The sequence below is a fragment of the Burkholderia sp. LAS2 genome (assembly GCF_018417615.1).
Classification (GTDB): Bacteria; Pseudomonadota; Gammaproteobacteria; order Burkholderiales; family Burkholderiaceae; genus Burkholderia; species Burkholderia sola.
The window spans coordinates 1,011,086-1,033,855 of the sequence record NZ_CP071053.1 but is presented as its reverse complement, the minus strand read 5'-3'; the positions used below and the strand labels follow the sequence as shown (position 1 = coordinate 1,033,855).

Annotated in this window: 21 protein-coding genes; 9 read left to right on the top strand and 12 right to left on the bottom strand. The window is 65.1% G+C overall.

Annotation, left to right across the window (positions count from 1 at the left end):
* The first annotated feature begins 746 nt into the window (after nucleotides 1–746).
* Complete coding sequence (locus JYG37_RS25035) at nucleotides 747–1,928, top strand: DNA-binding protein (protein WP_213346135.1); 1,182 nt, start codon at nucleotides 747–749, stop codon at nucleotides 1,926–1,928.
* 135 nt (nucleotides 1,929–2,063) lie between these two features.
* Here JYG37_RS25035 and JYG37_RS25030 read toward each other — a convergent pair whose 3' ends face one another.
* The 3 genes from JYG37_RS25030 to JYG37_RS25020 all read right to left on the bottom strand — a co-directional run bounded on the left by JYG37_RS25030 (nucleotide 2,064) and on the right by JYG37_RS25020 (nucleotide 4,329).
* Entirely contained in the window at nucleotides 2,064–3,083 is a 1,020-nt protein-coding gene (locus tag JYG37_RS25030; RefSeq protein ID WP_124631987.1) for a tyrosine-type recombinase/integrase, read from the bottom strand.
* 103 nt (nucleotides 3,084–3,186) lie between these two features.
* Complete coding sequence (locus tag JYG37_RS25025) at nucleotides 3,187–3,564, bottom strand: DUF2471 family protein (RefSeq protein WP_050013480.1); 378 nt, start codon at nucleotides 3,562–3,564, stop codon at nucleotides 3,187–3,189.
* 153 nt (nucleotides 3,565–3,717) lie between these two features.
* Nucleotides 3,718–4,329: a helix-turn-helix domain-containing protein gene (locus JYG37_RS25020; protein ID WP_124631983.1), complete on the bottom strand. Its 612-nt coding sequence runs from the start codon at nucleotides 4,327–4,329 to the stop codon at nucleotides 3,718–3,720.
* A gap of 158 nt (nucleotides 4,330–4,487) precedes the next feature.
* Between JYG37_RS25020 and JYG37_RS25015 the strand changes: the two genes are divergently transcribed.
* From JYG37_RS25015 to JYG37_RS25000, 4 genes are all read left to right on the top strand, one after another.
* A complete protein-coding gene (locus tag JYG37_RS25015; protein WP_050013482.1) occupies nucleotides 4,488–5,687 on the top strand; it encodes a glycine C-acetyltransferase in 1,200 nt (399 codons plus the stop codon).
* Between the two features lie 13 nt (nucleotides 5,688–5,700).
* On the top strand, nucleotides 5,701–6,729 hold the full coding sequence (gene tdh / locus JYG37_RS25010) for an L-threonine 3-dehydrogenase (RefSeq protein ID WP_006480187.1): 1,029 nt from the start codon (nucleotides 5,701–5,703) through the stop codon (nucleotides 6,727–6,729).
* A 552-nt stretch (nucleotides 6,730–7,281) separates the two neighbouring features.
* The gene (locus JYG37_RS25005) at nucleotides 7,282–7,887 is read left to right on the top strand and encodes a TetR/AcrR family transcriptional regulator (RefSeq protein WP_124631985.1); all 606 of its coding nucleotides are present in this window, start codon (nucleotides 7,282–7,284) and stop codon (nucleotides 7,885–7,887) included.
* Between the two features lie 64 nt (nucleotides 7,888–7,951).
* The gene (locus JYG37_RS25000) at nucleotides 7,952–8,431 is read left to right on the top strand and encodes a nuclear transport factor 2 family protein (protein ID WP_050013484.1); all 480 of its coding nucleotides are present in this window, start codon (nucleotides 7,952–7,954) and stop codon (nucleotides 8,429–8,431) included.
* 472 nt (nucleotides 8,432–8,903) lie between these two features.
* Here the strand turns inward: JYG37_RS25000 and JYG37_RS24995 are convergent, their stop codons facing one another.
* A complete protein-coding gene (locus JYG37_RS24995; RefSeq protein WP_050013485.1) occupies nucleotides 8,904–9,989 on the bottom strand; it encodes a tartrate dehydrogenase in 1,086 nt (361 codons plus the stop codon).
* 115 nt (nucleotides 9,990–10,104) lie between these two features.
* On the opposite strand from JYG37_RS24995, the gene JYG37_RS24990 reads away from it, so the two are divergent.
* Nucleotides 10,105–11,028, top strand: coding sequence for a LysR substrate-binding domain-containing protein (locus JYG37_RS24990; protein ID WP_050013486.1), 924 nt, complete (start codon nucleotides 10,105–10,107; stop codon nucleotides 11,026–11,028).
* A 66-nt stretch (nucleotides 11,029–11,094) separates the two neighbouring features.
* Here JYG37_RS24990 and argC read toward each other — a convergent pair whose 3' ends face one another.
* Nucleotides 11,095–12,036, bottom strand: coding sequence for an N-acetyl-gamma-glutamyl-phosphate reductase (gene argC / locus JYG37_RS24985; protein WP_050013487.1), 942 nt, complete (start codon nucleotides 12,034–12,036; stop codon nucleotides 11,095–11,097).
* A 121-nt stretch (nucleotides 12,037–12,157) separates the two neighbouring features.
* On the opposite strand from argC, the gene JYG37_RS24980 reads away from it, so the two are divergent.
* Nucleotides 12,158–13,042: a LysR family transcriptional regulator gene (locus JYG37_RS24980; protein ID WP_050013488.1), complete on the top strand. Its 885-nt coding sequence runs from the start codon at nucleotides 12,158–12,160 to the stop codon at nucleotides 13,040–13,042.
* Nucleotides 13,043–13,090: 48 nt separating this feature from the next.
* Here the strand turns inward: JYG37_RS24980 and JYG37_RS24975 are convergent, their stop codons facing one another.
* From JYG37_RS24975 to JYG37_RS24960, 4 genes are all read right to left on the bottom strand, one after another.
* Nucleotides 13,091–13,555 (bottom strand): hypothetical protein, encoded by a 465-nt coding sequence (locus JYG37_RS24975; protein WP_050013489.1) that lies wholly within the window; start codon nucleotides 13,553–13,555, stop codon nucleotides 13,091–13,093.
* A 60-nt stretch (nucleotides 13,556–13,615) separates the two neighbouring features.
* Nucleotides 13,616–14,833, bottom strand: coding sequence for a patatin-like phospholipase family protein (locus tag JYG37_RS24970; protein WP_050013490.1), 1,218 nt, complete (start codon nucleotides 14,831–14,833; stop codon nucleotides 13,616–13,618).
* A gap of 122 nt (nucleotides 14,834–14,955) precedes the next feature.
* A complete protein-coding gene (locus JYG37_RS24965) occupies nucleotides 14,956–15,741 on the bottom strand; it encodes a 3-hydroxybutyrate dehydrogenase (protein WP_050017225.1) in 786 nt (261 codons plus the stop codon).
* A 52-nt stretch (nucleotides 15,742–15,793) separates the two neighbouring features.
* On the bottom strand, nucleotides 15,794–16,534 hold the full coding sequence (locus JYG37_RS24960) for an acetoacetate decarboxylase (RefSeq protein ID WP_050017224.1): 741 nt from the start codon (nucleotides 16,532–16,534) through the stop codon (nucleotides 15,794–15,796).
* Nucleotides 16,535–16,967: 433 nt separating this feature from the next.
* On the opposite strand from JYG37_RS24960, the gene JYG37_RS24955 reads away from it, so the two are divergent.
* The gene (locus JYG37_RS24955) at nucleotides 16,968–17,549 is read left to right on the top strand and encodes a phosphatase PAP2 family protein (protein WP_209939699.1); all 582 of its coding nucleotides are present in this window, start codon (nucleotides 16,968–16,970) and stop codon (nucleotides 17,547–17,549) included.
* Between the two features lie 24 nt (nucleotides 17,550–17,573).
* Here the strand turns inward: JYG37_RS24955 and JYG37_RS24950 are convergent, their stop codons facing one another.
* The 3 genes from JYG37_RS24950 to JYG37_RS24940 all read right to left on the bottom strand — a co-directional run bounded on the left by JYG37_RS24950 (nucleotide 17,574) and on the right by JYG37_RS24940 (nucleotide 19,529).
* Entirely contained in the window at nucleotides 17,574–17,807 is a 234-nt protein-coding gene (locus JYG37_RS24950) for a hypothetical protein (protein WP_050017222.1), read from the bottom strand.
* Between the two features lie 148 nt (nucleotides 17,808–17,955).
* Nucleotides 17,956–18,777, bottom strand: a complete 822-nt coding sequence (locus JYG37_RS24945) for a siderophore-interacting protein (RefSeq protein WP_124557156.1) — start codon at nucleotides 18,775–18,777, stop codon at nucleotides 17,956–17,958.
* A gap of 38 nt (nucleotides 18,778–18,815) precedes the next feature.
* Nucleotides 18,816–19,529 carry a PadR family transcriptional regulator gene (locus JYG37_RS24940; RefSeq protein ID WP_089489940.1) on the bottom strand — a complete coding sequence of 238 codons (714 nt, stop codon included), beginning with the start codon at nucleotides 19,527–19,529 and terminating at the stop codon, nucleotides 18,816–18,818.
* Nucleotides 19,530–19,979: 450 nt separating this feature from the next.
* On the opposite strand from JYG37_RS24940, the gene JYG37_RS24935 reads away from it, so the two are divergent.
* Nucleotides 19,980–22,763, top strand: a complete 2,784-nt coding sequence (locus tag JYG37_RS24935; RefSeq protein ID WP_124557157.1) for a type VI secretion system Vgr family protein — start codon at nucleotides 19,980–19,982, stop codon at nucleotides 22,761–22,763.
* Nucleotides 22,764–22,770 lie beyond the last annotated feature (7 nt).

The window sequence follows — 22,770 nt, the reverse complement described above, 5'->3', positions numbered from 1 at the left end:
TTTGCTGTGCAAAATGGCATTTGCTTCCCGGAAATCCTCACAGCAAATTCCCGTGGAGTCCCGTGAAACCTCACCTTTCGCCAAATCTGCCCAAAAGATGGGCAGAATCAGGGCGCGAAGCACGTCCTGCAAGTTCTCACCTATGTCTGCACAGGCAGAAAACTGTGCAGCCAGGCATGGCGCGGGTTCTGTGGCTGTGCGGCCCCGAAAACCCTCACCTGTGAGAAAACGCGTGTTTTACTGTGATCCCGAATCCGCTCACGACCCTTCCTGCAACGGCTCACGCAGCTCCCTGAACCCCATCACGTCAGCTCCCGCAGAAGATCACCTTGGCTCCCGTAAAACTTCACCTTGTCGGCCGGAAAGCCTTGCGCCATAAGGCTGTGCCGTGGCGTTAACGTTTTTAACTAAGGGTTCAAGGGTGTTTACTTCTAATACTCTCAAACCATCCGCTGGGGAGTTTTCCACAGACACCCCAACCCCTGAACACCCACAGGCCACCCGATCCATCGTCATGTGAAACAAATGCCCAAATTCGGGGTTCACGGGAAATCGCTTGCAGTACAAGGACTTGGCTGACTTTCTTCGCTTTGTTTCACGGAATTCCAGGTCACCGTCAGCAGGATGGACTCGCCGAGCCGATTTCTGTGCAAAACGACGTAAATTCACAACGGACCCTCGAAATAAGTATCGATGAATACGTATTTCGTTATGATTGACACATTTCATTGTCTGTGAGCATGGCCATGACCCTGGACGAAATGCGTCAAGTCATTCGGGAAGAACTGGAATCGCTGCGCGCAAGCGGTGCACGGCGTCAGGAATTGTCGCTCCATGCATGCAAGCGCTTGTTCTTCGATCTCGGCATCCGGCCGTCGGCCGCCAACGTCCGCGATCTCACCCAGACCGGCAGCGCCAGCGACATCCCGAAAGACATCGATCATTTCTGGGAGCGCATCCGTGCCGCTTCCAAGATCCGGCTCGACGGCGCGGCGATCCCGAAAGCTGTCGAGGAAAAAGCCGGCGCGTTGCTCGGCGCACTCTATGAAGAGGCATTGAAAGCCGCACGCGACAGCCTCGATGGAGACCGCGAGCAGGTCCGCGCCGACATGGCCGACGCGGAACAGCGGTTGCGCGACGCAACTATCCGTCAGGAGACGCTCGAAGGCGCGCTCGCGCGCGGGGAAGCGAGAAACGAGCAATTACAGGCGCGGGTGACCGAACTCGAGGTGCAGCTCGCGTCCCAGACCACCCACGGTTCGGCAAGCGAAGCCACGTTGCTCACCACAGTCGCTCGACTGGAAAAGGAATTGGCCGCGGCTGCCGGCCGGATCGATGCCGAGCAAGCGCAGAACGCCGCGCTACGCGACCGCATCGATGCGCTGCAGGCCGAATTGCAGCAGCGCACCGAGCATTACGCGCAGCAAATCAAGGATGCGGTGGCCGAAGCCGAACGCCGCGTCAAGCCGATGCTGGTCGAACTGGATTCGTTGCGCAGCATGGCGTCGACGTACCAGAGCGGGTTGCGCGACGTCCAGCGCAAGGAATTCGATTTCCTGCAGCAGTTGAGCTCGGCCAAGGCGCGCGCCGACCGGCTCGAAGAACAGTTGCGTACCCAGAGCGACGAACTGGAGCGCGCCACGCGCGACGTGAATTCGTTGCGCGCGAACCGCGGAATGAATCCGGAAATCGCCGCGCTGATCCGGCGCCTGGCCGAGGCGGGACGACTCGATGCCAACGCGTATGCCGCGATCGGCACCTCGCTGGATCACGAGATTCCGGCGCCGAGCCGGTGCCCGCATTGCGACGGCGAACCGGAACTGTCACATGGCAACGAAGGGTTTGAAGTCGCGTGCCCCGAGTGCGAGCACGCGTCCGGCGCATGGCCGTCCCGCTTCGAAGCCGTCGCGCGTTTTGCGCAGACCTGACGTGGAAGCCGGCAGCGCCTCACAGGTGAGAAGATCCGGGAAGCTTGAGGTGAGGTTTTTCGGGAGCTGTGAAACGGTGAGGCTGCGCCACACAAGGCTGCTCACGGATCGTTTCCGTGAGCAGCCGTTTCCCGATCAGTGAGTTTCGTCGCGGTCGGACGCGTCACCGTTGCTGTCGGCCAGCCCGTCACGCCAGTTTTTCCAGGCGCGATGCAGGCGATTCGACGAGATCGGCCGCATGAAGCCCAGCCATTTGCCGACGCGCTCCGGCGGCACGTCGTGCTCGAACAGTTCGGCCGCGTAGCTATTGCGCAGGGTTTGCGGGCTGGCGCGCGCCGTGCGTGACGATGTGAGCCCGGCCGATTCGACGATCGCGTCGATCGCGCGCAGCATCGTCGCCTTGTGCATCGGCCGCCCGGCATGCGATGCGGGGAAGACGAGTTCTCCTGGAATCTCCTGGCGTTTGCGTTCGGTGAGCCACGCTTCGAGCAACGCGATCGCAAACGAGGCCAGATGGGTGTCGCGCGAGTAATCCGGATGCGTCGACTCGATCCGCAGCGACGTGCCGCTCGTATTGATGCAACTAATCGTAAGTGCGCGCGCTTCGCCGGTTTTGATGCCGGCGCCAAGAAACGCGGCGACGAGCGCACGGTCGCGGCGTTCCTTCCAGTACGCGGAACCCGAGACGCCGATCGGCGAAAACAGATACGCGAGCAACGTCGCCCGTTCCGCCGGCGTGAGGAAACCGGTCGGTTCGTTGTCGCGTGCCTTGCGCCAGTTCGCTTCGCCATCCTGAGCAATGAAGCGGGCCGGATTGGTCGATGCGTACTCGGTGCGGCGGACATGATCGAGCACCCGCTCGATCAGCCGGAGATAGCGCATTCGCTGGGTTTTCTTGATCGGCAGTTCGCCGACGAAATTCGCAATGGTCGGCGTATCGACCGTCGCCAGGTTCTTTTGATGGGTGCGCATCCACGTGAGAAACGCACCCCATTGCGCGCGATAGACGTCGGCCGACGAGCGGCGATAGTCCTGCATCGCCAGCCACGCGTCGAACGCGGCTTCGGGCGAGGCGACCCAGTCGGACGCATCGCGGTCGAACAGATCCTTTTCTTCCGGCGAGGCGGCGGTGTCGGGAGAGGCGGGAAGGGACATGGCATTAATTCCGTTAGTTGCGTACATAGTAGCCCTTTTCCGCAACGTATCGGGCAGCAAGCGGGTGAACCGGCCGCCATGCGCGACGGCCGGGGCCGGGCCGTCAGTCGCCCCACGCCTTGGACTGGCGGTGCGGGCGCGCGGGACGCGCGGTGTCGTGCGCGTTTGCCGCGGCTTCGTACGCGAGCACGGCAAACGAAAAGACCGCCGGCAGCGCATTCGAGCGCCCGAAGTCGATCGGATCGTCCGTTTCGGGAAACGTCATGTCCGACGGCCGTTCGAACAGTTGACGCATGCCCGCGTCGTGTCGGCTGGCAAAGCCGAGATCGGCGAGCGCTTCGGCTTCGATCGCATGCAGCAGGCGCCACGTCAGCGGCACGCGCTGACGGATGTAGCGCGCCGCGATATGGCGAACGATCAATTCGAGGTCATGCGCGGCAGCCTTGAAGCTGAGCGCGGCCAAATCTTGTTCTTCTGTCATTGCAGGCTCCTGTCGACCGGGACGGGCGCCTCGGTGCGCCGGCTCCGGCCCATGCATGGCGGAATGTCCGTATACTGTACAAACATACAGTATTTTCCGCAACTGGCCTGCGACTGACCTTTTAGCGTGAACAGGCCCTGGCTATCCGCGCCGTCAGCGATGGATCACGATCAGCAATGCCCGCGCTTCGGCCTTGCCGGGATTGCGGATCGCATGCGGCTCGTCGGCCGGGTAGCGCGCGGTGTCGCCCGTCTTCAGCCGGCGGCTGGCCGCGGCGGCCTCGATTTCCATCGCGCCCTGCAGCACGGTGAGGTGCTCGCGCGTGCCGGGTTCGTGCGCGTTCGATACCAGTGCGCCGCCGCCCGGCAGCGTCAGCTCGTACCACTCGAACTTGCCGGCGAGGTCGATCGGGCCCCATACGCGCAACTGGTACCGGCCGTCGTGGCCGGCGAGCGTCGGAATGTCGTGCGGGCCGTCCACGCGGATCGTCTCGGGCGCCTTCGGCTGTGAGAACAGTTCGTCGAGCGTGATGCCGAGCGCGTTCGTCAGCCGCCATGCGACGGCGATTGTCGGATTGGCCTTGTCGCGTTCGATCTCGGAGAGCATCGATTTCGATACGCCGGCTGCGCGCGACAGGTCGTCGAGCGTCAGCTTGCGCTCGTTGCGCAGCCGCTGGATCTGCTCGCCGACGCGCGGCGGAGTCGCGGCCGGTGGTTGCGGGGGGGCGTCGGCGGGCGTGCGCCGCGATCCGGAGGAACTTGCCATTTGGATTCCGTTCGCTTAGAGTTGTTCGATATTTCGAATTCTAGTTCGGAATATAGGATAAATGCGGTCAACCGAACGACCGACTATAACAGTAGCAAGCCGTTGCGCCGCCACGAGCCGTGCGCCGCGGAATGCGAAACCCTGTCAGGAGCTTTGCGATGCGTGATGCCTTTCTCGCCCAGGTGCGCGGGACGCTCGACCAGATCCGCGCGGACGGTTTTTACAAGACCGAGCGCGAGATCGCGAGTCCCCAGGCGGCAGCCGTGCGGCTCGCCGGCGGCGCCGGCGTGCTCAATTTCTGCGCGAACAACTATCTGGGTCTGGCGAACGATCCGCGGCTGATCGACGCGGCCAAGGCCGGCCTCGACCAGGACGGCTTCGGCATGGCGTCGGTGCGCTTCATCTGCGGCACGCAAACTGTCCACAAGCAACTGGAAAGCGCGCTGGCCGCGTTTCTCGGCACCGAGGACAGCATCCTCTATTCGAGCTGCTTCGACGCGAACGGCGGGCTGTTCGAGACGCTGCTCGACGAGAACGACGCGGTGATCAGCGACGAGCTGAATCACGCGAGCATCATCGACGGCATTCGCCTGTGCAAGGCGAAGCGCTTTCGCTACAAGAACAACGATCTGTCCGACCTCGAGGCGAAGCTCAAGGAAGCCGATGCCGCGGGTGCGCGCCACAAGCTGATCGCGACCGACGGCGTGTTCTCGATGGACGGCATCATCGCCGATCTGAAAGGCATCTGCGATCTCGCCGATCGCTACGGCGCGCTCGTGATGGTCGACGATTCGCATGCGGTCGGCTTCATCGGCACGCACGGTCGCGGCACGCCCGAGCACTGCGGTGTCGAAGGCCGCGTGGACATCATCACCGGCACGCTCGGCAAGGCGCTCGGCGGCGCGTCGGGCGGCTATGTCGCCGCGCGGCGCGAGGTGATCGAGCTGCTGCGCCAGCGCTCGCGTCCGTATCTGTTCTCGAACACGCTCACGCCGAGCATCGCCGCGGCATCGCTGAAGGTGCTCGAACTGCTCGGCAGCGACGAAGGCGCGAAGCTGCGCGAGCGTGTGCGCGAGAACGGCGCGCAGTTCCGCAAGCAGATGACCGAAGCCGGCTTCACGCTCGTGCCCGGCGCGCATCCGATCATTCCGGTGATGCTCGGCGACGCGCAGCTCGCGACGAACATGGCCGACAAGCTGCTCGGCGAAGGCGTCTACGTGATCGGCTTCTCGTTCCCCGTGGTGCCGCGCGGCCGGGCGCGCATCCGCACGCAGATGAGCGCCGCGCATACGCCCGAACAGATCGACCAGACGGTCGCCGCGTTCGTGCGTGTCGGCAAGTCGCTTGGCATCATCTGACGGAGGCGCGACCATGAAAGCACTGGCAAAGCTCGAACGCGGCCCCGGCCTCACGCTCACGCGCGTGAAGCGCCCCGAAGTCGGCCACAACGACGTGCTGATCAAGATCCGCCGCACGGCGATCTGCGGCACCGACATCCATATCTGGAAGTGGGACGACTGGGCGCAGAAGACGATTCCGGTGCCGATGCACGTCGGCCACGAATATGTCGGCGAGATCGTCGAGATGGGGCAGGAAGTGCGCGGCTTCGCGATCGGCGATCGCGTGTCCGGCGAAGGGCACATCACCTGCGGTTTCTGCCGCAACTGTCGCGCCGGGCGCCGGCATCTGTGCCGCAACACGGTGGGCGTCGGCGTGAACCGCGAAGGCGCGTTCGCCGAATACCTGGCGATTCCGGCGTTCAACGCGTTCAAGATTCCGCCGGAGATCTCCGACGATCTCGCGTCGATCTTCGATCCTTTCGGCAACGCGACGCATACGGCGCTGTCGTTCAACCTCGTCGGCGAAGACGTGCTGATCACCGGCGCGGGCCCGATCGGCATCATGGCCGTCGCGATCGCGAAGCACGTCGGCGCGCGCAACGTCGTCATTACCGACATCAACGACTATCGGCTGGAGCTCGCGCGCAAGATGGGTGCGACGCGCGCGGTCAACGTCGCACGCGAGTCGCTGCGCGACGTGATGGCCGACCTGCACATGACCGAAGGCTTCGACGTCGGTCTCGAGATGTCCGGCGTGCCGAGCGCGTTCACGAGCCTGCTCGAGGCGATGAACCACGGCGGCAAGGTTGCGCTGCTCGGCATCCCGCCCGCGCAGACGGCGATCGACTGGAACCAGGTGATCTTCAAGGGGCTCGAGATCAAGGGCATCTACGGCCGCGAGATGTTCGAGACCTGGTACAAGATGGTCGCGATGCTGCAGAGCGGCCTCGACCTGTCGCCGATCATCACGCATCGCTTTGCGGCCGACGATTACGAGCAAGGCTTCGCCGCGATGCTGTCCGGCGAAAGCGGCAAGGTGATTCTCGACTGGACCGTCTGAGTCGGGGGGCGACAGAGCCGGGGCGGCGCGGCACGTTGGCCGGCTGCCCCGTTTTCGTTTGCACACGCACGCACCGTCGTGCATCGAAACGCGTGATTCAACGCTTGAGGTGAGGTTATTCGGGAGCGGTGTTCGCGCGCCGAATCGTCGCACGATCCCGCATAGGTGACGTGCAATGCCAGATTCGCTTCACCTATCGGCAGCCGCTTCGCTTCTCGCCGTCACGCTATTCGGTGCTCGTTTTTCCTCTTCCATGCACTTCCCCGCTTCGTTTGGCGCGCGAGCGTTCGCCCGCAACCTTAGGCGGCATCGTACCGACCCGGAACATCAACCGTGAGCCGCATGCAGCGCTGCGACTCACTGAGACGAAGCGCGATCGGCCTCGACCGGCGTGCGACCCCCACTTGATCCGTTCACCCTCGAATCCGCGCGGATCGCGCTGAAGGCTCAGCGCGACGAGCCGGCGCTTCGCGCGAGATTCAGCCCTCCCACCGGCAGGGCTTTTTTCATCCGGGTATTGACGACGGAGAACGATCGTTCTACCGTAAACCGATGAACACACCTCTCGACTCCTCCGGCGAACCGGGCGTTCGCGACCGGCTGCTCGACGCGGCCGAAGCGCTGATCTATTCGGGCGGCATCCATGCGACCGGCGTCGATGCGATCGTCAAGCGATCCGGCGCGGCGCGAAAGAGCTTTTATTCGCATTTCGAATCGAAAGAGGCACTGGTCGTCGCCGCGCTCGAACGTCGCGACGCGCGCTGGATGCGCTGGTTCGTCGACGCCACGCTGGCGCGCGGCCACGCGCCGCGCGCGCAACTGCTCGGCATGTTCGACGTGCTGCGCGACTGGTTCGGGCAGCCCGACTTTCACGGCTGCGCGTTCCTGAATGCGTCGGGCGAGATATCCGACGCCGACGATCCGGTGCGCGTCGTCGCCCGCATGCACAAGGCACGCCTGCTGGCATTCGTGCGCGAGCGCTTCGACGCCTACGCCGACGAAACCGGCGTCGCGCGCCGCGGGCTCGCACGCCTCGCACGTCAGTGGCTCGTGCTGATCGACGGCGCGATCGGCGTGGCGCTCGTCAGTGGCGATGCAAACGCCGCGCGCGATGCGCGCGCGACGGCTGAACTGGTGCTCGATACCGTATCGCGGTAGCCGACGCAGCGAATCCGAACCGGCTGCGTGCGTTCGCAGCCAGAACCCTGAACAGGAGCAATCCATGTCCGCTTCCCCCGAAGTTCGTCCGCCCGTTCCGCCCTTCACGCTTGAAACGGCGCGCCAGAAAGTGCGCGCCGCCGAGGACGGGTGGAACACGCGCGATCCGCAACGCGTGTCGCTCGCCTATACGCCGCAAAGCCGCTGGCGCAACCGCGCGGAATTCGTGACGGGCCGCGACGAGATCGTCGCGCTGCTGCAGCGGAAGTGGGCGCGCGAACTCGACTACCGGCTGATCAAGGAGCTGTGGGCGTTCGACGGCAATCGCATTGCGGTGCGCTTTGCGTACGAGTGGCATGACGATGCCGGCAACTGGTTCCGTTCGTACGGTAACGAGAACTGGGAGTTCGACGAAAACGGCCTGATGGCGCATCGTCACGCGAGCATCAACGATCTGCCGATTCGCGAGGCGGACCGTCTTTATCACTGGCCGCTCGGCCGTCGTCCGGACGATCATCCGGGGCTGTCCGACCTCGGGCTGTGATGCTCGCGCCCGTTCGAAGGAGCGGCGAACGCATCAGCGGAGGTTCAATGGTGAGGAAATTCGGGAGCCTTCCGCTGAAGGTGAGATTTTTCGGGACGAGGTGAAATGTCGCGTCGAACTGTGTGCGTTGAACAGGTCGACGCGACATCGCACGGGTAAAGCGGTGCATACGTCGACGTGCAGCGGTGTGCGTCACCGTGCGATGCATTTCACCGATCGTGTCGAAGCGATCGTGCATTGACGATCGGTGTGCGCGAGCGACACGTGCAACTCACCGATCGGATCATCTTTCGGCTTGCGATGAAAAACCGCGCAAGCAGTGCGCGTTGCGATGCGTTGTTGCTCACCGCTCGACTTCACGCCGACGCATCGGCGGAGTCCGCACACGTGCGCGACCGCATCGTGCGTCGCTCGCCGCAGACCGATTCACGAAGCGCCGCCCGGCGCGCGCGCCGGGCACGACCCTCGACCCTCAGCCCGCGATCCGCGCGGCGATCGCCTCGCCCACTTCCTGCGTGCCCGCGTTGCCGCCGAGATCGCGCGTACGCGGCCCCGTGCGCAGCACGTCCTCGATCGCGGCGACGATCGCATCGTGCGCGTCGCGTTCGCGGCCCGTGCCGTTGCCGAGGAAATCGAGCATCATCGCCGCCGACCAGATCATCGCGACCGGATTCGCGATGTATTGCCCCGCGATGTCGGGCGCCGAACCGTGCACCGGTTCGAACAGCGACGGGAACGTGCGATCGGGGTTCAGGTTCGCCGACGGCGCGATGCCGATCGTGCCCGTACAGGCCGGCCCGAGATCCGACAGGATGTCGCCGAACAGGTTCGACGCGACGACGACGTCGAAGCGGTCCGGCTGCAGCACGAAGCGCGCGCACAGGATGTCGATGTGCTGCTTGTCGACCGCGATTTCCGGATAGCGTTCGGCCATCTCGGCCGCGCGCGCATCCCACCACGGCATGCTGATCGCGATGCCGTTGCTTTTGGTCGCGACGGTGACGCGCTTCGCGCGCCGCTGCGCGAGCTCGAACGCGAATTTCAGCACGCGCTCGGTGCCGTGCCGCGTGAAGATCGACTGCTGCATCACGACTTCGCGCTCGGTGCCTTCGAACATCGTGCCGCCGACCGACGAATATTCACCCTCGGTGTTCTCGCGCACGATCATGAAATCGATGTCGCCCGGGCGGCGGCCGGCGAGCGGCGACGGCACGCCGTCGAACAGGCGCGCGGGCCGCAGGTTGATGTACTGGTCGAATTCGCGGCGGAATTTCAGCAGCGAGCCCCACAGCGAAATGTGATCGGGCACCGTCGCCGGCCAGCCGACCGCGCCGAACAGGATCGCGTCCATGTCCGACAGCTGCGCTTTCCAGTCGTCCGGCATCATCGTGCCGTGCTGCGCGTAGTAGTCGCAGCTCGCCCAGTCGATCTCGACGAAGTCGAAGCGGATGCCGAAGCGCGCGGTCACGGCGGCGAGCGCGCGCAGGCCCTCGGGCATCACTTCGCGGCCGATGCCGTCGCCGGGGATCACGGCAATCCTGTAAGTCCTGTCGGTCATGCAAATCTCCTTGTCTGGTTGGCCGGCCGCCGGGAAGGCAACGGCCCGTCACGCCATTCTATTTATTTCCATCTGGATTAAAATCGCTCAAAAGTTAATCGACTTTCCACGAATCGTGAATAAATCGCCGAACCTCGACGACCTGCGCGTGTTCAGCCTGGTGGTCCGCCTCGCGAGCTTCAGCGCGGCCGCCGAGCAGCTCGCGGTGTCGCCCGCGTATGTCAGCAAGCGCGTCGCGATGCTCGAGGCGCAGCTCGGCACGCGCCTGCTGCATCGCTCGACGCGCCGCATGACGGTCACCGAAGCCGGCGAACGCGTGTTCGCGCGCGCCGAAAAGATCCTGGACGACGTCGATCATCTCGTCGAGGACGTGTCGACCACGCGCACGGTGCCGCGCGGCACGTTGCGCATGTCGAGCAGCTTCGGCTTCGGCCGGCACGTCGTCGCGCCGGCGCTGCTCGACTTCAGCGCGCGCTATCCGCAACTGAACGTGCGGCTCGATCTGTTCGACCGGCTCGTCGATGTGGCCGGCGAAGGCTACGACCTCGACGTGCGCATCGGCGACGACATCGCCGATCACCTGATCGCGCGCCGGCTTGCCGCGAACCATCGCGTGCTGTGCGCATCGCCCGACTATCTCGCCCGCCGCGGGACGCCGCGCTCGCTCGCGGATCTGGCGTCGCACGACTGTCTCGCGATCAAGGAGCGCGATCATCCGTTCGGCGTATGGCGGCTGACCGTGCGCGGCGAAACGGCGACGGTGAAGGTCGGCGGCGCGCTGTCGACGAACCACGGCGAGGTGGCCGTGCAATGGGCGCTGGCCGGGCGCGGGATCGTGCTGCGCTCGATCTGGGAAGCCGGGCCGCTGATCGAGCGCGGTGCGTTGTGCCGCGTGCTGCCGGACGCGGTCCAGCCCGCGAACATCTGGGCCGTGTATCCGGAGCGCGTCGCGGCGTCGGCGAAGGTGCGCGTATGCGTGGATTTTCTGGTGGAGACGCTGGCCGGCCTGAATGCCGCCGCGGGTGACGATACGGCCTGAAACCGGCTAAAGGTGAGCTTTTACGGGGGGCATGCGCAGGCACCGTCGACGATGCCTGCGGGCGCGTCACGCCGCGTGTCGCGCACCGAGCATCAAGTCGAGATTCTGCACGGCGGCGCCGGATGCCCCTTTGCCGAGATTGTCGAACACGGCGGACAGCAGCACCTGGCCGCCGTCTGCGTTGACGAACACGCCGAGCCGCAGGTCGTTGGTGCCGTTCAGCGTTTGCGGATCGAGATGCGTGGCCGCGCGTGTGTCCGCGAGTGGCATCACGTCGACGTGACGCGCGTCCGCGTAATGGTGCGCAAGACACGCATGCAGCCGCTCACCGGTCACCTCGGCCGGCAGCAGGCGCAGCTCGATCGGGATGGTGAGCACGATGCCTTGCCGATAGGCACCGTAGGCCGGCACGAAGAACGGACGGTGCGCGAGCCCCGCATGCTGCCGGATCTCGGGCACGTGCTTGTGCTCGAGCGCGAGGCCGTAGACCTGCAGCGGCAACGCGTGTGCGGCGGCGTCGCCCGATTCGAACGCGTCGACGGCGGCCCTTCCGCCGCCCGAGTAACCGGACACCGCGTGGATGCTCACCGGGTAGTCGCGCGGCAGCAGCCCGGCCTGCAGCAGCGGGCGCAGCAGGCCGATCGCGCCCGTCGGGTAGCAGCCCGGATTGGTCACGCGCTTCGCCTGCGCGATGTGTTGCGCTTGTCCGTCGGCCATCTCGGGAAAGCCGTAGACCCAGTCGGGCTGCGTGCGATGGGCCGAACTCGCGTCGATTACGCGTACCGCCGGGTTCCGAATGAAGCCGACCGCTTCGCGTGCGGCCGCATCGGGCAGGCACAGGATCGCGATATCGCACGCGTTGAGTGCGTCGGCGCGGCGGGCCGCGTCCTTGCGTTCGGCGGCGGGAAGCGTGAGCAGCCGCAGGTCGGTGCGCTCGCGCAGACGCGCGTGAATCTGCAACCCGGTCGTGCCCTGGTCGCCGTCGATGAAGACAGTGGGGAAGCTCATGATGGTCGTGTGCGTCGCGTTCGGTCGTCGGGGGAAACCGTATCGTCCACCGAACGCCTAGAATAGGAAAAGTTGAATTTGCTGACCGTCCGATTCAGCTTTTCTGAACGAGAGGTGTGTGATGCGCGAGATCAGTCTGGACCGCCTGCGTACGCTGGTCGCGATCGCTGACCACGGATCCTTCGTGGCGGCGGCGCAATGGCTTCATCTCGCGCCGCCGACCGTCAGCCTGCATGTCGCCGAGCTGGAAAGCCGCATCGGCGCGCCGCTGCTGTCCCGCACGCGCGGCAACGTGCGTCCTTCGGTGATCGGCGAAGTGCTGGTGGAGCGGGCGCGGCGTCTGCTGGCGGAAGTCGAATCCACGCTGGACGACGTGCAGCGACAGGTGCAGGGGTTGACCGGGCGCGTCCGCCTCGGCGCATCGACCGGCGCGATCGCGCACCTGTTGCCGCAGGCGGTGGCCGGATTGCGCGCGCAGCATCCGGATATCGACGTGCAGATCGCGGTGCTCACGTCGCAGGACACGCTGGCGCGCCTTGCGCAAGGCACGCTCGATGTCGGGCTGGTCGCGCTGCCGCAAGCGCCGGTCGCGGGGCTGTCGATCCACCCGTGGCGTCGCGATCCGGTGATGGCCTTCCTGCCCGCGGACTGGCCGCTTCCGGCGCGTGTGACGTCCGCGTATCTGGCCGAGCGGCCGCTGATTCTCAACGATGCGACGACGCGCCTGTCGCGGCTCACGACCGAATGGTTCGCGCTCGGCGGCCACCGGCCCGAGCCGCGGATCGAACTCAACTACAACGACGCGATCAAGAGCCTGGTCGCCGCAGGATACGGCGCGACGCTGCTGCCGCATGAGGCGGGCGCGCCGCTGCCGGATGCGCGCATCGTGATGCGGCCGCTACGCCCGGCGTTGTGGCGTGAATTGGGGATTGCGCATCGAGCCGGCCCGGTCGAACGGGCGACGCAGCACGTGCTCGATGCGCTGCGGGCGCTCCGCGCGCGATAGCGTCCGTCGTGCGGCTGACGCGCGCGAGCCGTGCGGCCCAACGCGCGTTCAGAGCCGGTTGTCCTTCGCGAGCGTGAGCACGCGCGCCCAGCGCTGCGCATCGCGCTTGTCCATCATCGGCAGCTTCCATTCGCCGCGCACGGCGTCGCGCACGCGCACGACGAGATGCCAGCGGCCGTCGATCGGCGCGGCCTCGCAGCCGTCGAGCTGCGACAGCGTATAGCGGCCGTCCGCGCCGTCATGCGACAGCCACAGCAGCCCTTGCGTCGCGGACACGCGCAACTCGCCCCACGCGCGATGCACGATATGCGTCCAGCCTTCTTCTTTCGTGTTCGGTGCGATGTCGCGACGGCGCTTCAGCCACCACGCAATCAGCGCGATCAGGAGCGCGGCGGCCAGCACGGCGGCCGCGATCGCGACCGGCGGGCCGAACTGCGCGGCGATGACGTGAAACAGGTGAACGGCGCCCCAGCCCAGGGCGATGAGCGCGAGCAGCGCAATGAAAATCGGCATGTCGAATCGGAAAGGAGGACGGGCCGGCGCAGGCGGCGCGCCGGCCCGTGGCACACGGCATTACCGGCGGCGGTGAATGTCGTGCGTGACGAAGCCCGCGTCGTTGACGGGCAGCGCGAGGCCGTCCTTCACCGCGAGCGTCTTGCGGATGTCGTCGAGACCCGCGGACCAGTGGTCGCGCATCGTCGACAGACCGAACTGATAGTCCTTGTAGTGATGCTCGTACGCTTTCTGCTGATAGATCAGGTGCTGGATGTTGTACTTCTTGCCGCTCGACATCGCTTCGGCCTCGATGCACCACGGATCGTTCTTGCGCTGTTCTTCCGGCACCTGTTCGAGCACGTGGCGCAGCACGTTGCGGTAGCGCTGTTCGCGCTGCAGCGTGTCGGTGACGAAACGCGTGCGGCTCGAATACTGCACGTCCTTCGTGCGCTCGGCGACGTCGGCCATCGTGCGCGGCAGCGGCCCGCGCGCGCTCCACAGATCGACCTGGAACGCGAGCGTGTCGCTGCGCGGGCGGGCGCGCAGCACTTCCATCAGAGGTGTGTTCGACACGACGCCGCCGTCCCAGTAGTACTCGCCGTCGATCTCGACGGGCGGGAACGCGGGCGGCAACGCACCGGACGCCATGAAATGCTCGGGCTCGAGACGGATGCGCGAATTGTCGAAGTACACGAAGTTGCCGGTACCGACGTTGACCGCGCCGACCGACACGCGCGTCTCGCCCGAATTGATCCGGTCGAAATCGCACAGTTTCAGCAGCGTCGTGCGCAGCGCCGACGTGTCGTACCAGCTGATTTTTTCCGGATGGTCGGACACGCCCGGCAGCGGCGGCGGAAAGCGCGGCACGAAAAAGCCCTGCTGACCCTGCATCATCGCGCTGGCGGCCTGCGACGCGGTGAAGAACGTGCGGATCTGATCGATGCTGTTGAACAGCGCGAATTCGAACGCGGCCGGAATCGTCGGGAAGAACGCCGGCTGGCAGATCGTTTCCCAGAATTCGCGCAGGCGCTCGACGCGATGCTCGGGCGCATTGCCGGCGATCAGCGCGGTGTTGAGCGCGCCGATCGAGATGCCCGCGATCCAGTCGAGCGGAATGCCTGCTTCATGCAGCCCTTCGAATACGCCGGCCTGATACGCGCCGAGCGCGCCGCCGCCCTGCAGGACGAGCGCGATCGTTTCGTACGGCAGCGACCGCGCAGCGGCCGGCGCGCCGGCTTCGTGGCGCAGGTCCGCCGCATCGACGGCCTGCTTTTCTGTACGCGCGTGCGGTTTCATCAGTTGCTCCGAGAAATCCCGCCGTGGACGGCGGTGATGGATGGCGTGACGTCGATCGACGGCACGCCATCTCGAGAAGGGCGGTGGCGCGGAAGTCGCCTACCGTCGGGGAAACGCCGGCGTTACTGCATGAACCAGCCGTGGCTGACGACGAACGACTGGCCGGTGAGCGCGGCGCTCGGGAACGCCGACAGGAACAGCACCGTCTGCGCGACGTCCTGCACCGTCGTGAACACGCCGTCGACCGTGTTGCCGAGCATCACCTTCTTGATCACGTCCTCTTCGCTGATCCCGAGCTCCTTCGCCTGCTCCGGAATCTGCTTGTCGACCAGCGGCGTGCGCACGAAGCCCGGACACACGACGTGCGAGCGCACGTTGTGCTTCGCGCCTTCCTTCGCCAGCACGCGGGCCAGGCCGAGCAGGCCATGCTTGGCCGTCACGTACGCCGACTTCAGCGGCGACGCCTCGTGCGAGTGCACCGAGCCCATGTAGATCACGACGCCGCCGCGATCGTCCTTGTACATGTGCTTGAGCGCGGCCTTCGTCGTCAGGAACGCGCCGTCCACGTGGATCGCCTGCATCTTCTTCCAGTCGGCGAACGAGTAGTTCTCGATCGGGTTGACGATCTGGATGCCGGCGTTCGACACGAGGATGTCGACCGAGCCGAACGCGTCGGCCACCTTGTCGATGCCGCTGTTCACGGCGTCCTCGTTGGTCACGTCCATCGCGACGCCGATCGCCTTGCCGCCTGCCTTGACGATCTCGTCGGCGACCGCGTTCGCGCCGTCCTGGTTCAGGTCGGCGATCGCGACGGCCGCGCCTGCCTTGGCCAGCTCCAGCGCGATTTCCTTGCCGATGCCGCTCGCGGCGCCCGTGACGACTGCGGTCTTGCCATTCAGGTTGCTCATGTTCGAATTCCCGTGGTGAAAGGATTGACAGGGAGAAAGGAGTGCGGACGTGTTACTGGGCCAGATAATCGTAGACGACTTCGCCGAGGCCCAATGTCAAATCTGCGACGATGTGCCGGGCTTCGACGATCTCGAGCACGGGCAGGTCGGCCACCGGCGCGAGCGCGTGCGGCGCCAGCTCGAGCGATGCCGGGCCCGTCCATGCGCCCTTCATCTTGATGTCCTGCATGTAATAGCGCACCAGTTCGCATACGCGCGCGGTGCCGTCGACGTGCGGGATGATCTTCAGCAGGAAATTGGGGCCGGCGAGCCGTTTCGTCTGCTCGTCGATGTCGAGTTCCTTGTGCTTGTAGCCCATCGTGCCGGTCGCGACGCGCACCTTGCCGTAGTCGAGCGTGCCGAGGAGGTGATCGGTGTTCACGTGCAGCGTGGGCGACGCGAGCTTCTTCGGGAAACCCCACAGCTCGCGGCCGCCGGCGATCGGCGGGTGATCGTCGAGATACATCGCGAGCGTATAGCCGCCCGGCTGGCCGTCGTATTCGACGGGGATCACCTGGCCGCTTTCGGTGTAATCGCCGAAGCCGGTCGAATCGGCCATGCGAATGAATTCGTAATGCACGAGCGGCTCGGTGATTTGCAGCGGCTCGGGGACGATTTCACGAAGGCGGTCCGGATCGGTGCGGTACGTGATGATCAGAAACTCACGATCGACGAAACGGTACGGGCCCATCGGGAACGCAGGGCTGGTCAACGGCATCGCAAACGCTTTCGATCGGACATCGCTGGGTTTCATGCGGACTCCTTGTTGTTGATCGCTTCGTGGATGAGTGGTCGTAATCGTATGCCTGTGCGTTGCCGTTGTGCGATGCCGCATATGGAATTAATTGTTGCCGATTTCGAATTATTTGCGGCGTAAATATTGAGATGAACGGTGTAAAACGGCGGTGTCGGCACCCGGCCGCGTCAGCGTCGCACGCGTCGATGACGCCATCATGTGAAAAAGGTGAGTCTTTACGGGAAGCAGGGTGAGCTTTTGCGGGAAGCCCGGCGCGGGAATATGACAATTGTGTGAACTTGTGTTGCAGTGCAGGTTCTAAGTGCGTTCGCCGCGCGGTCCTTGTCCGGGCGGCCGCCGCCTTAAGCACCGCCTAAGCGGTCACGTCCTAGCATCGTTCGTCTCTGGCCGGGCCACTGGCCGATCATTCATGCCTCACGCAACCGGATTCATGCAGAACCTCAATCTCGCCCTCTTTTCCGCCATCAACGCCGGGGGTGCGCCGCACCCGGGCGTTGCCCGCCTCGCGATCTTCGCCGCCGACTGGCTCGTCTATGCGCTGCCCGCGATGCTGCTGCTGACCTGGATCTTCGGTGCGCGCCCCGCGCGGCGCCAGGCGATCGAAGCCGGCGTCGGCGTCTGCGTGGCGCTCGTGCTCGCGCAGGCGCTCGGGCATGTCTGGTTCTCGCCGCGCCCGTTCATGGCCGGCGTCGGCACGCAGTTGATTCCGCATGCGCCGGACAGCTCGTTTCCGAGCGATCACATGACGTTCGCGTGGAGCATGGCGGTCGGCCTGCTGCTCGGCGGCACGACGCGGGTCACCGGTTTCGTGATGGCCGCGATGGCCGTGGCGATCGCATGGGGGCGCGTCTATGCGGGCGTGCACTGGCCGTTCGACATGGCGGGCGGCGTGCTGGTCGGCACGGTCGGCGCGCTGGCCGCACACCTGTACGGGCACCGCGTGACCGCGCTGCTCGAACGGCTCGGCGATTCGGTGCATGCGGTCGTGATGGGGCGCCGGCAGGCGCCGTAGGTGCAAGGAAGCGGCAGGACGCCGTCAGCCGGACGAGCCGGGCGTGCGCGCCGATTCGGCCGACGCGGACGGGCCGCCTCCTGCGTCGCGCAGCTCGGGTGTATCGGCCGGATGCCGCGCGGTATCGCGGTCGAGGGCGCTTTCCGTGAGGATCGCGCACATCGCGACGAACAGCGCGACGACGACCGCGGCGAGGCCGCAATAGCCGGCGATCTTCAGGTGGCGAAGGAAGGGCGAAGCGTGGCTTTCTTTTGTCATGACCGGGCGCTCCTGGGCGGGCTGCGGCGGCTGTCGCCCGACAGCGGCGCGCAGACATAGATATATACCAGCCGCGATGCCGGTGCCAAGCCCGCTGCTGCGCGGGCGCCACGATTGTTGCAACCGCCCGGCAACCGGGCGCCCCCGCTCAGTCTTCCAGCGTTTCGTGCACGGCCGCCGCGCCGCGCTTCCAGTAGGCCGCCGCGCGGATGCGCGACTTGTCGATGCCGCGTTCGCCGGTCAGGTGCTGGCGCACCGCGCGCATCGACAGTGCTTCGCCGGCTGCCCACACGTAGCCGTCGCCGGACGGCGGCAGCGGCAGATCGCGGACGGCGTTCAGCAGCGTGTCGCCGTTCGCCGTGTCGGCTTCGGCGCGGAAGCGCCAGATTTCATGCACGTCGGCGCGCGTCTCGAACGAGATCTGCGCGGTGCGATCCGCGACTTCCAGCACGACCGCCGCGCGCGCACCGGCCGGCAGTTCCTCAAGGCGTCGTGCGATGGCCGGCAGCGCCGTATCGTCGCCGATCAGCAAATGCCAGTCGAAATCGGTCGGGACCACGAACGAACCGCGCGGGCCGCCGATGCCGAGCCATTGGCCGACACGCGCTTGCGCGGCCCACTGCGATGCGGGGCCGGGATGGTTCAGCACGAATTCCAGATCGAGTTCTCCGGCGGCGCGATCGAAGCGGCGCGGCGTGAAGTCGCGCGCGACCGGCTTCGGTTCGCCTTCCGGAAACTCGGGGCCGTTCGCGCCGAGCGTCGGCAGCGCGGGCCGTTCCGCGCCGGGCGGCGGGAAAAAGACCTTCACGTGATCGTCGAACGACGCGGATTCGAAATCCGCGAGATCGGGGCCGCCGAGCGTGACGCGCAGCAGGTGCGGCGTCACGGTATGCACGCGCAGCACCTGCAGCAGGCGGAACTTGAGGGTGTGGCGCACGCGGGTGACGGTGCGTTCGGACGTGTTCTGCATCGATCCGTTCTCCTTGGGTGGTGACGGGGCGGCGCGGATCACGCGCCGGCGCCGCCTTCGATTTCAGCCGTCGCGCGGCGCATGATGGCCGCGATGCGGCGCTGTTCGTCGGCATCGGCGGCGCTCTTGTGCAGCAGCGCGCGCTTGAGCGCGAGACGCGCCTCGACGAATTCCGGCAGCCAGCCGGCCTGCGATTCGTCCTGCGCGTCGGCGCCCGCCGATTCCCCGGCGAACGCGCGGCGCATGAATTCCATCTTGCGAGCGAGGTGCGTGAGGCGCGCGAACAGCGTGTCGACTCTTTCGCGCTGAGCGTCGAGATGCACGCGGCCGGCGTCGGTCAGCGCATAGCGCTTGCGGTTGCCTTCCGCCTGCGACGCGACGAAGCCGACTTCGTCGAGATACGTGAGCGCCGGATACACCATGCCGGGGCTCGGGCTGTAGAAACCGTTCGAGCGCGTGTCGAGCGCCTTGATCAGTTCGTAGCCGTGGCTCGGTTGTTCGGCCACCAGCGCGAGCAGCAGCAGCTGGAGATCGTCGGAGCTGAACTGGCGGCCGCGCGGCATCGCGTCGTCGCCGAAATCGCCAAAGCCGCCGCGCCCGCCCCGGCCGCCGAACGGGTTGCCGCCGCCAAACGGATCGTGGCCGCGGCGATGGCGGCCGATCGCGTGCAAGACGCCGGCAAACCAGTCAGGGCCGGCATGCGCACCATGACCGTCGCATCGGGCATGGCCGCGGGAGGGGTTGTGTCGCATGATCGTGTCCTATATTTCGTAAAACATATCTAAAGATATATATCGAAAGATAGAGTGTCAAGGGCGATTAATTGGGGGCGGGATGGGGGGCCGAGCTGTGGTGGAGGGCTTGCGGGCAGCGGTCCTGCCTGATCGCTGGGGAGTGAGGCGGCGAACTCGAACGTAGCAGATTGGCACCTACATGCGCGTAATGTCGGTTCCGGTCCGCGTGCGGTGGGCTTTGAAAAATGCTCTGCGTCGAGAGACTTGGGGGATAGCCGGCATTCGAGCATTCCCGTCGCTTCAGATAGAGCGACGGAAAGTGTTTTTCGTCAAATAACATGAAAAATTGCTAATCGGCATACCGATTTGTTACCTGTGTGTCACATTTTGGTAAACTCGCGCGCAGCCGCCCGCTATTTAGAACAGCAACATCCGGCGGATCATAATGAATCAAACTGAGAGACGGTCGTGAATATCCGAGAGTCATTCCGCAATTTCGTATCGGGAATCGATGCGAATCGCCGGCCAGTCGTGCTGAATTGGGGTAAGGCGCAGCACGCGCTGGGGTCGAAGATCGCGTTGCAGCACGCGAGCATTCGTGAAAGCATGATGACAGGCATCAGCGGTCATTTGACCTGCATTTCTCAGCAGGGCGATCTGCCTCCGAAGCTTTTCATTGGAGCGCCGGTCTCAATCGGTATCGTCACGGACCGCGGCCAAGTGCATGCCATCAACGCAATTATTAGCGCCGTTCAGGTCGGACGGACCGACGGGGAGTTGACGGTTTACCAGTTCGCCGTGACTGACGCGTTGAACCTGCTGCACAAGCGCACCAACTCTCGCATCTTTCGTAACGTGAGCGTGGTCGATGTACTTGGCGTCGTCCTGAGCGAATGGCGACAGCGTAGTGTGGCCCTTGCGCAGGCGTTCGAGTTCGACCTGTCGCAACTCGATAGATCCCGCTATCCGGTTCGCTCTTTCGTACGTCAGGTCAACGAATCTGATGCCCGTTTCATCTCCCGGATTGCGCGTCGCGACGGCATCACGCTGTTCGTGCGCGCCGGACGGGTAAGCGGGGAGACGAAAGACGGCGATTCTCCCGTGCATGCGCTGGTGTTCTGCGATGACCCTCGGAAACTGGGCGAGTCCGCCGCGGGTATAGTGCGGGTTCATCCACGAGACGCTGGAACGGAACAGCGCGATACCATCACCGCTCTGACGATGCGTCAGCAACTGATTTCGGGGGAATCGGGGCGCCCTTCGTGGGACTATCGATATGCCCGCGTGGACCAGTCCAGTGCATCGACAAGGATCGATCAAGGCGAATCGGGTAACGATCTCGCGAAATTGCTGACGGACATCGTGATCGACGTCCCGCATATGGCGGACTCGTGGGCAGACCACGAACGGATGACGGAAGATCGCATTCTGGCTCATGAAGCGCAGGCGGTGCGATACGACGGCGTGAGCGGAATTCGCGACCTTGCAGTCGGCGCATGGATCACGATCGCCGGAGAGGACGAGTGGGGCGCGCTCCCGTCCGACAAGCAGCAATTCGTGATTACATCATTGCACCACGAGATCTGGAACAATCTGCCCAAAGGGTTGAGCGAGCGCGCGCAGGCACTGTTCGCCGCCAGCCACACGCTTCAGCAACCACAGTCGCTGAGCGATGGAGATCCGTCTGGTCAGGATACGCGCTACGAAAATACGTTCTCGTGCGTGCCGCGTGGCACGCCTCTCACGCCGCCTTACGATCCCAAGACTGACCTTCCGCCGACGCCGTTGATTACCGGGCGCGTGGTCGGGGCCGATGGCGAGGAAGTCAGTTGCGACGAGAATGGCTGCGTGTTCGTGCAGATTCTCGGGCAGGATTCCCGCGATCATGCGCACGCGCAGGGTGCCGGGACAAACAGCAACGAGAGCGACAGCGCACCGATTCGCGTGGCATCCAGTCTGGCCGGGCCGAATTTCGGCGAGACGTTCTTGCCGCGGGTGGGCACCGAAGTTCTGCTCGGGAGCCTCGGCGGAGATCCGGACAGGTTGGTCATCATCGGCGTACTGGCAAACGGCGCGAACATGCCGGCGAGTTTCACTCATACCGGCAGTTTGCCCGGCAATCGCTTTCTTTCCGGTATCAAGACGAAGGAAATCAAGGGGCAGCGCTACAACCAACTTCGTCTCGACGACACACCGCAACAAATCAGCGCGCAGCTTGCATCGGAGCACGCGCATAGTCAGTTGAATCTCGGCTATCTGACGCAACCGCGTGATAACGGACAGGGTGCTGACCGCGGCCAAGGTGCCGAATTGCGCACCGACGCGGCAGCCGCGTTGCGCGCGGCGCAAGGGATGCTTTTGACCACCTACGCGCGTACTCAGGCGAGCGGCGGACAGCTTGATCGCGATGAACTCGTCGAATTGCTCGGCGAGTGCGCGGAGCTGTTCAAGGCGTTGGGTGATTACGCCGGACAGCACGGTGGCACGGCGACCGATGCGACGGGGCAGCAAGCTGTCGTGACCGCCTTCAAGGGTTGGACGCCAGGCGGTCATGCGTCCGGCGGCGATCGTGCGCCGAACGCTGACGCAGGCGATTCTCAGGCGCTGATGGCATTTGGCGCAAAGGCCGGTGCGCTCAATATCACTCCCAAGACTTACGTGACCTACGCTGGCGAGAACATCGATCAGATCGCGCAGCAGAACCTGCAATTCGCCGGGGGGCAGCGCGTGATCACGACGGCTGGCAAGGGAATCCACCTGTTCGGGCGCGGGGAAGGCGTCCGCGCGATTGCCGGCGAAGGCCCCGTTGTCTTGCAGGCGCAACAGGACACGCTCGCGGCGACCGCGCAGAAGGGGATACAGATCATGTCGGTCGGCGACGAAGTGTTGATCTCGGGTAAGTCGATCCGGTTCGTCGCGGAAGACGGAAGCTACGTGAAGGTCGGTGGCGGCGTCGAGGTCGGTTCCGACGGTGCGTTCACCGCACACACGGCGGGACATGATTTCGTCGGTCCGAAGACGGACCACGTTGCGCCGCCGGCGTTCAATCGCGGAGGAGCCGATCAGAAGTTCCGCTTGCGGTACCCGGGCACCGACGGTGACGATGGTACGCATCCCGTGCCGAATCGTCCGTACAAGATCACGCTGCGCAATGGCCAGGTCATTAATGGTGTCTCGGATGCACACGGGTTGACGGAGCTTGCATCGAGCGACGCGATGCACATTGCACACATTCAGGTTTTCGACGCTTAAGGCAGGC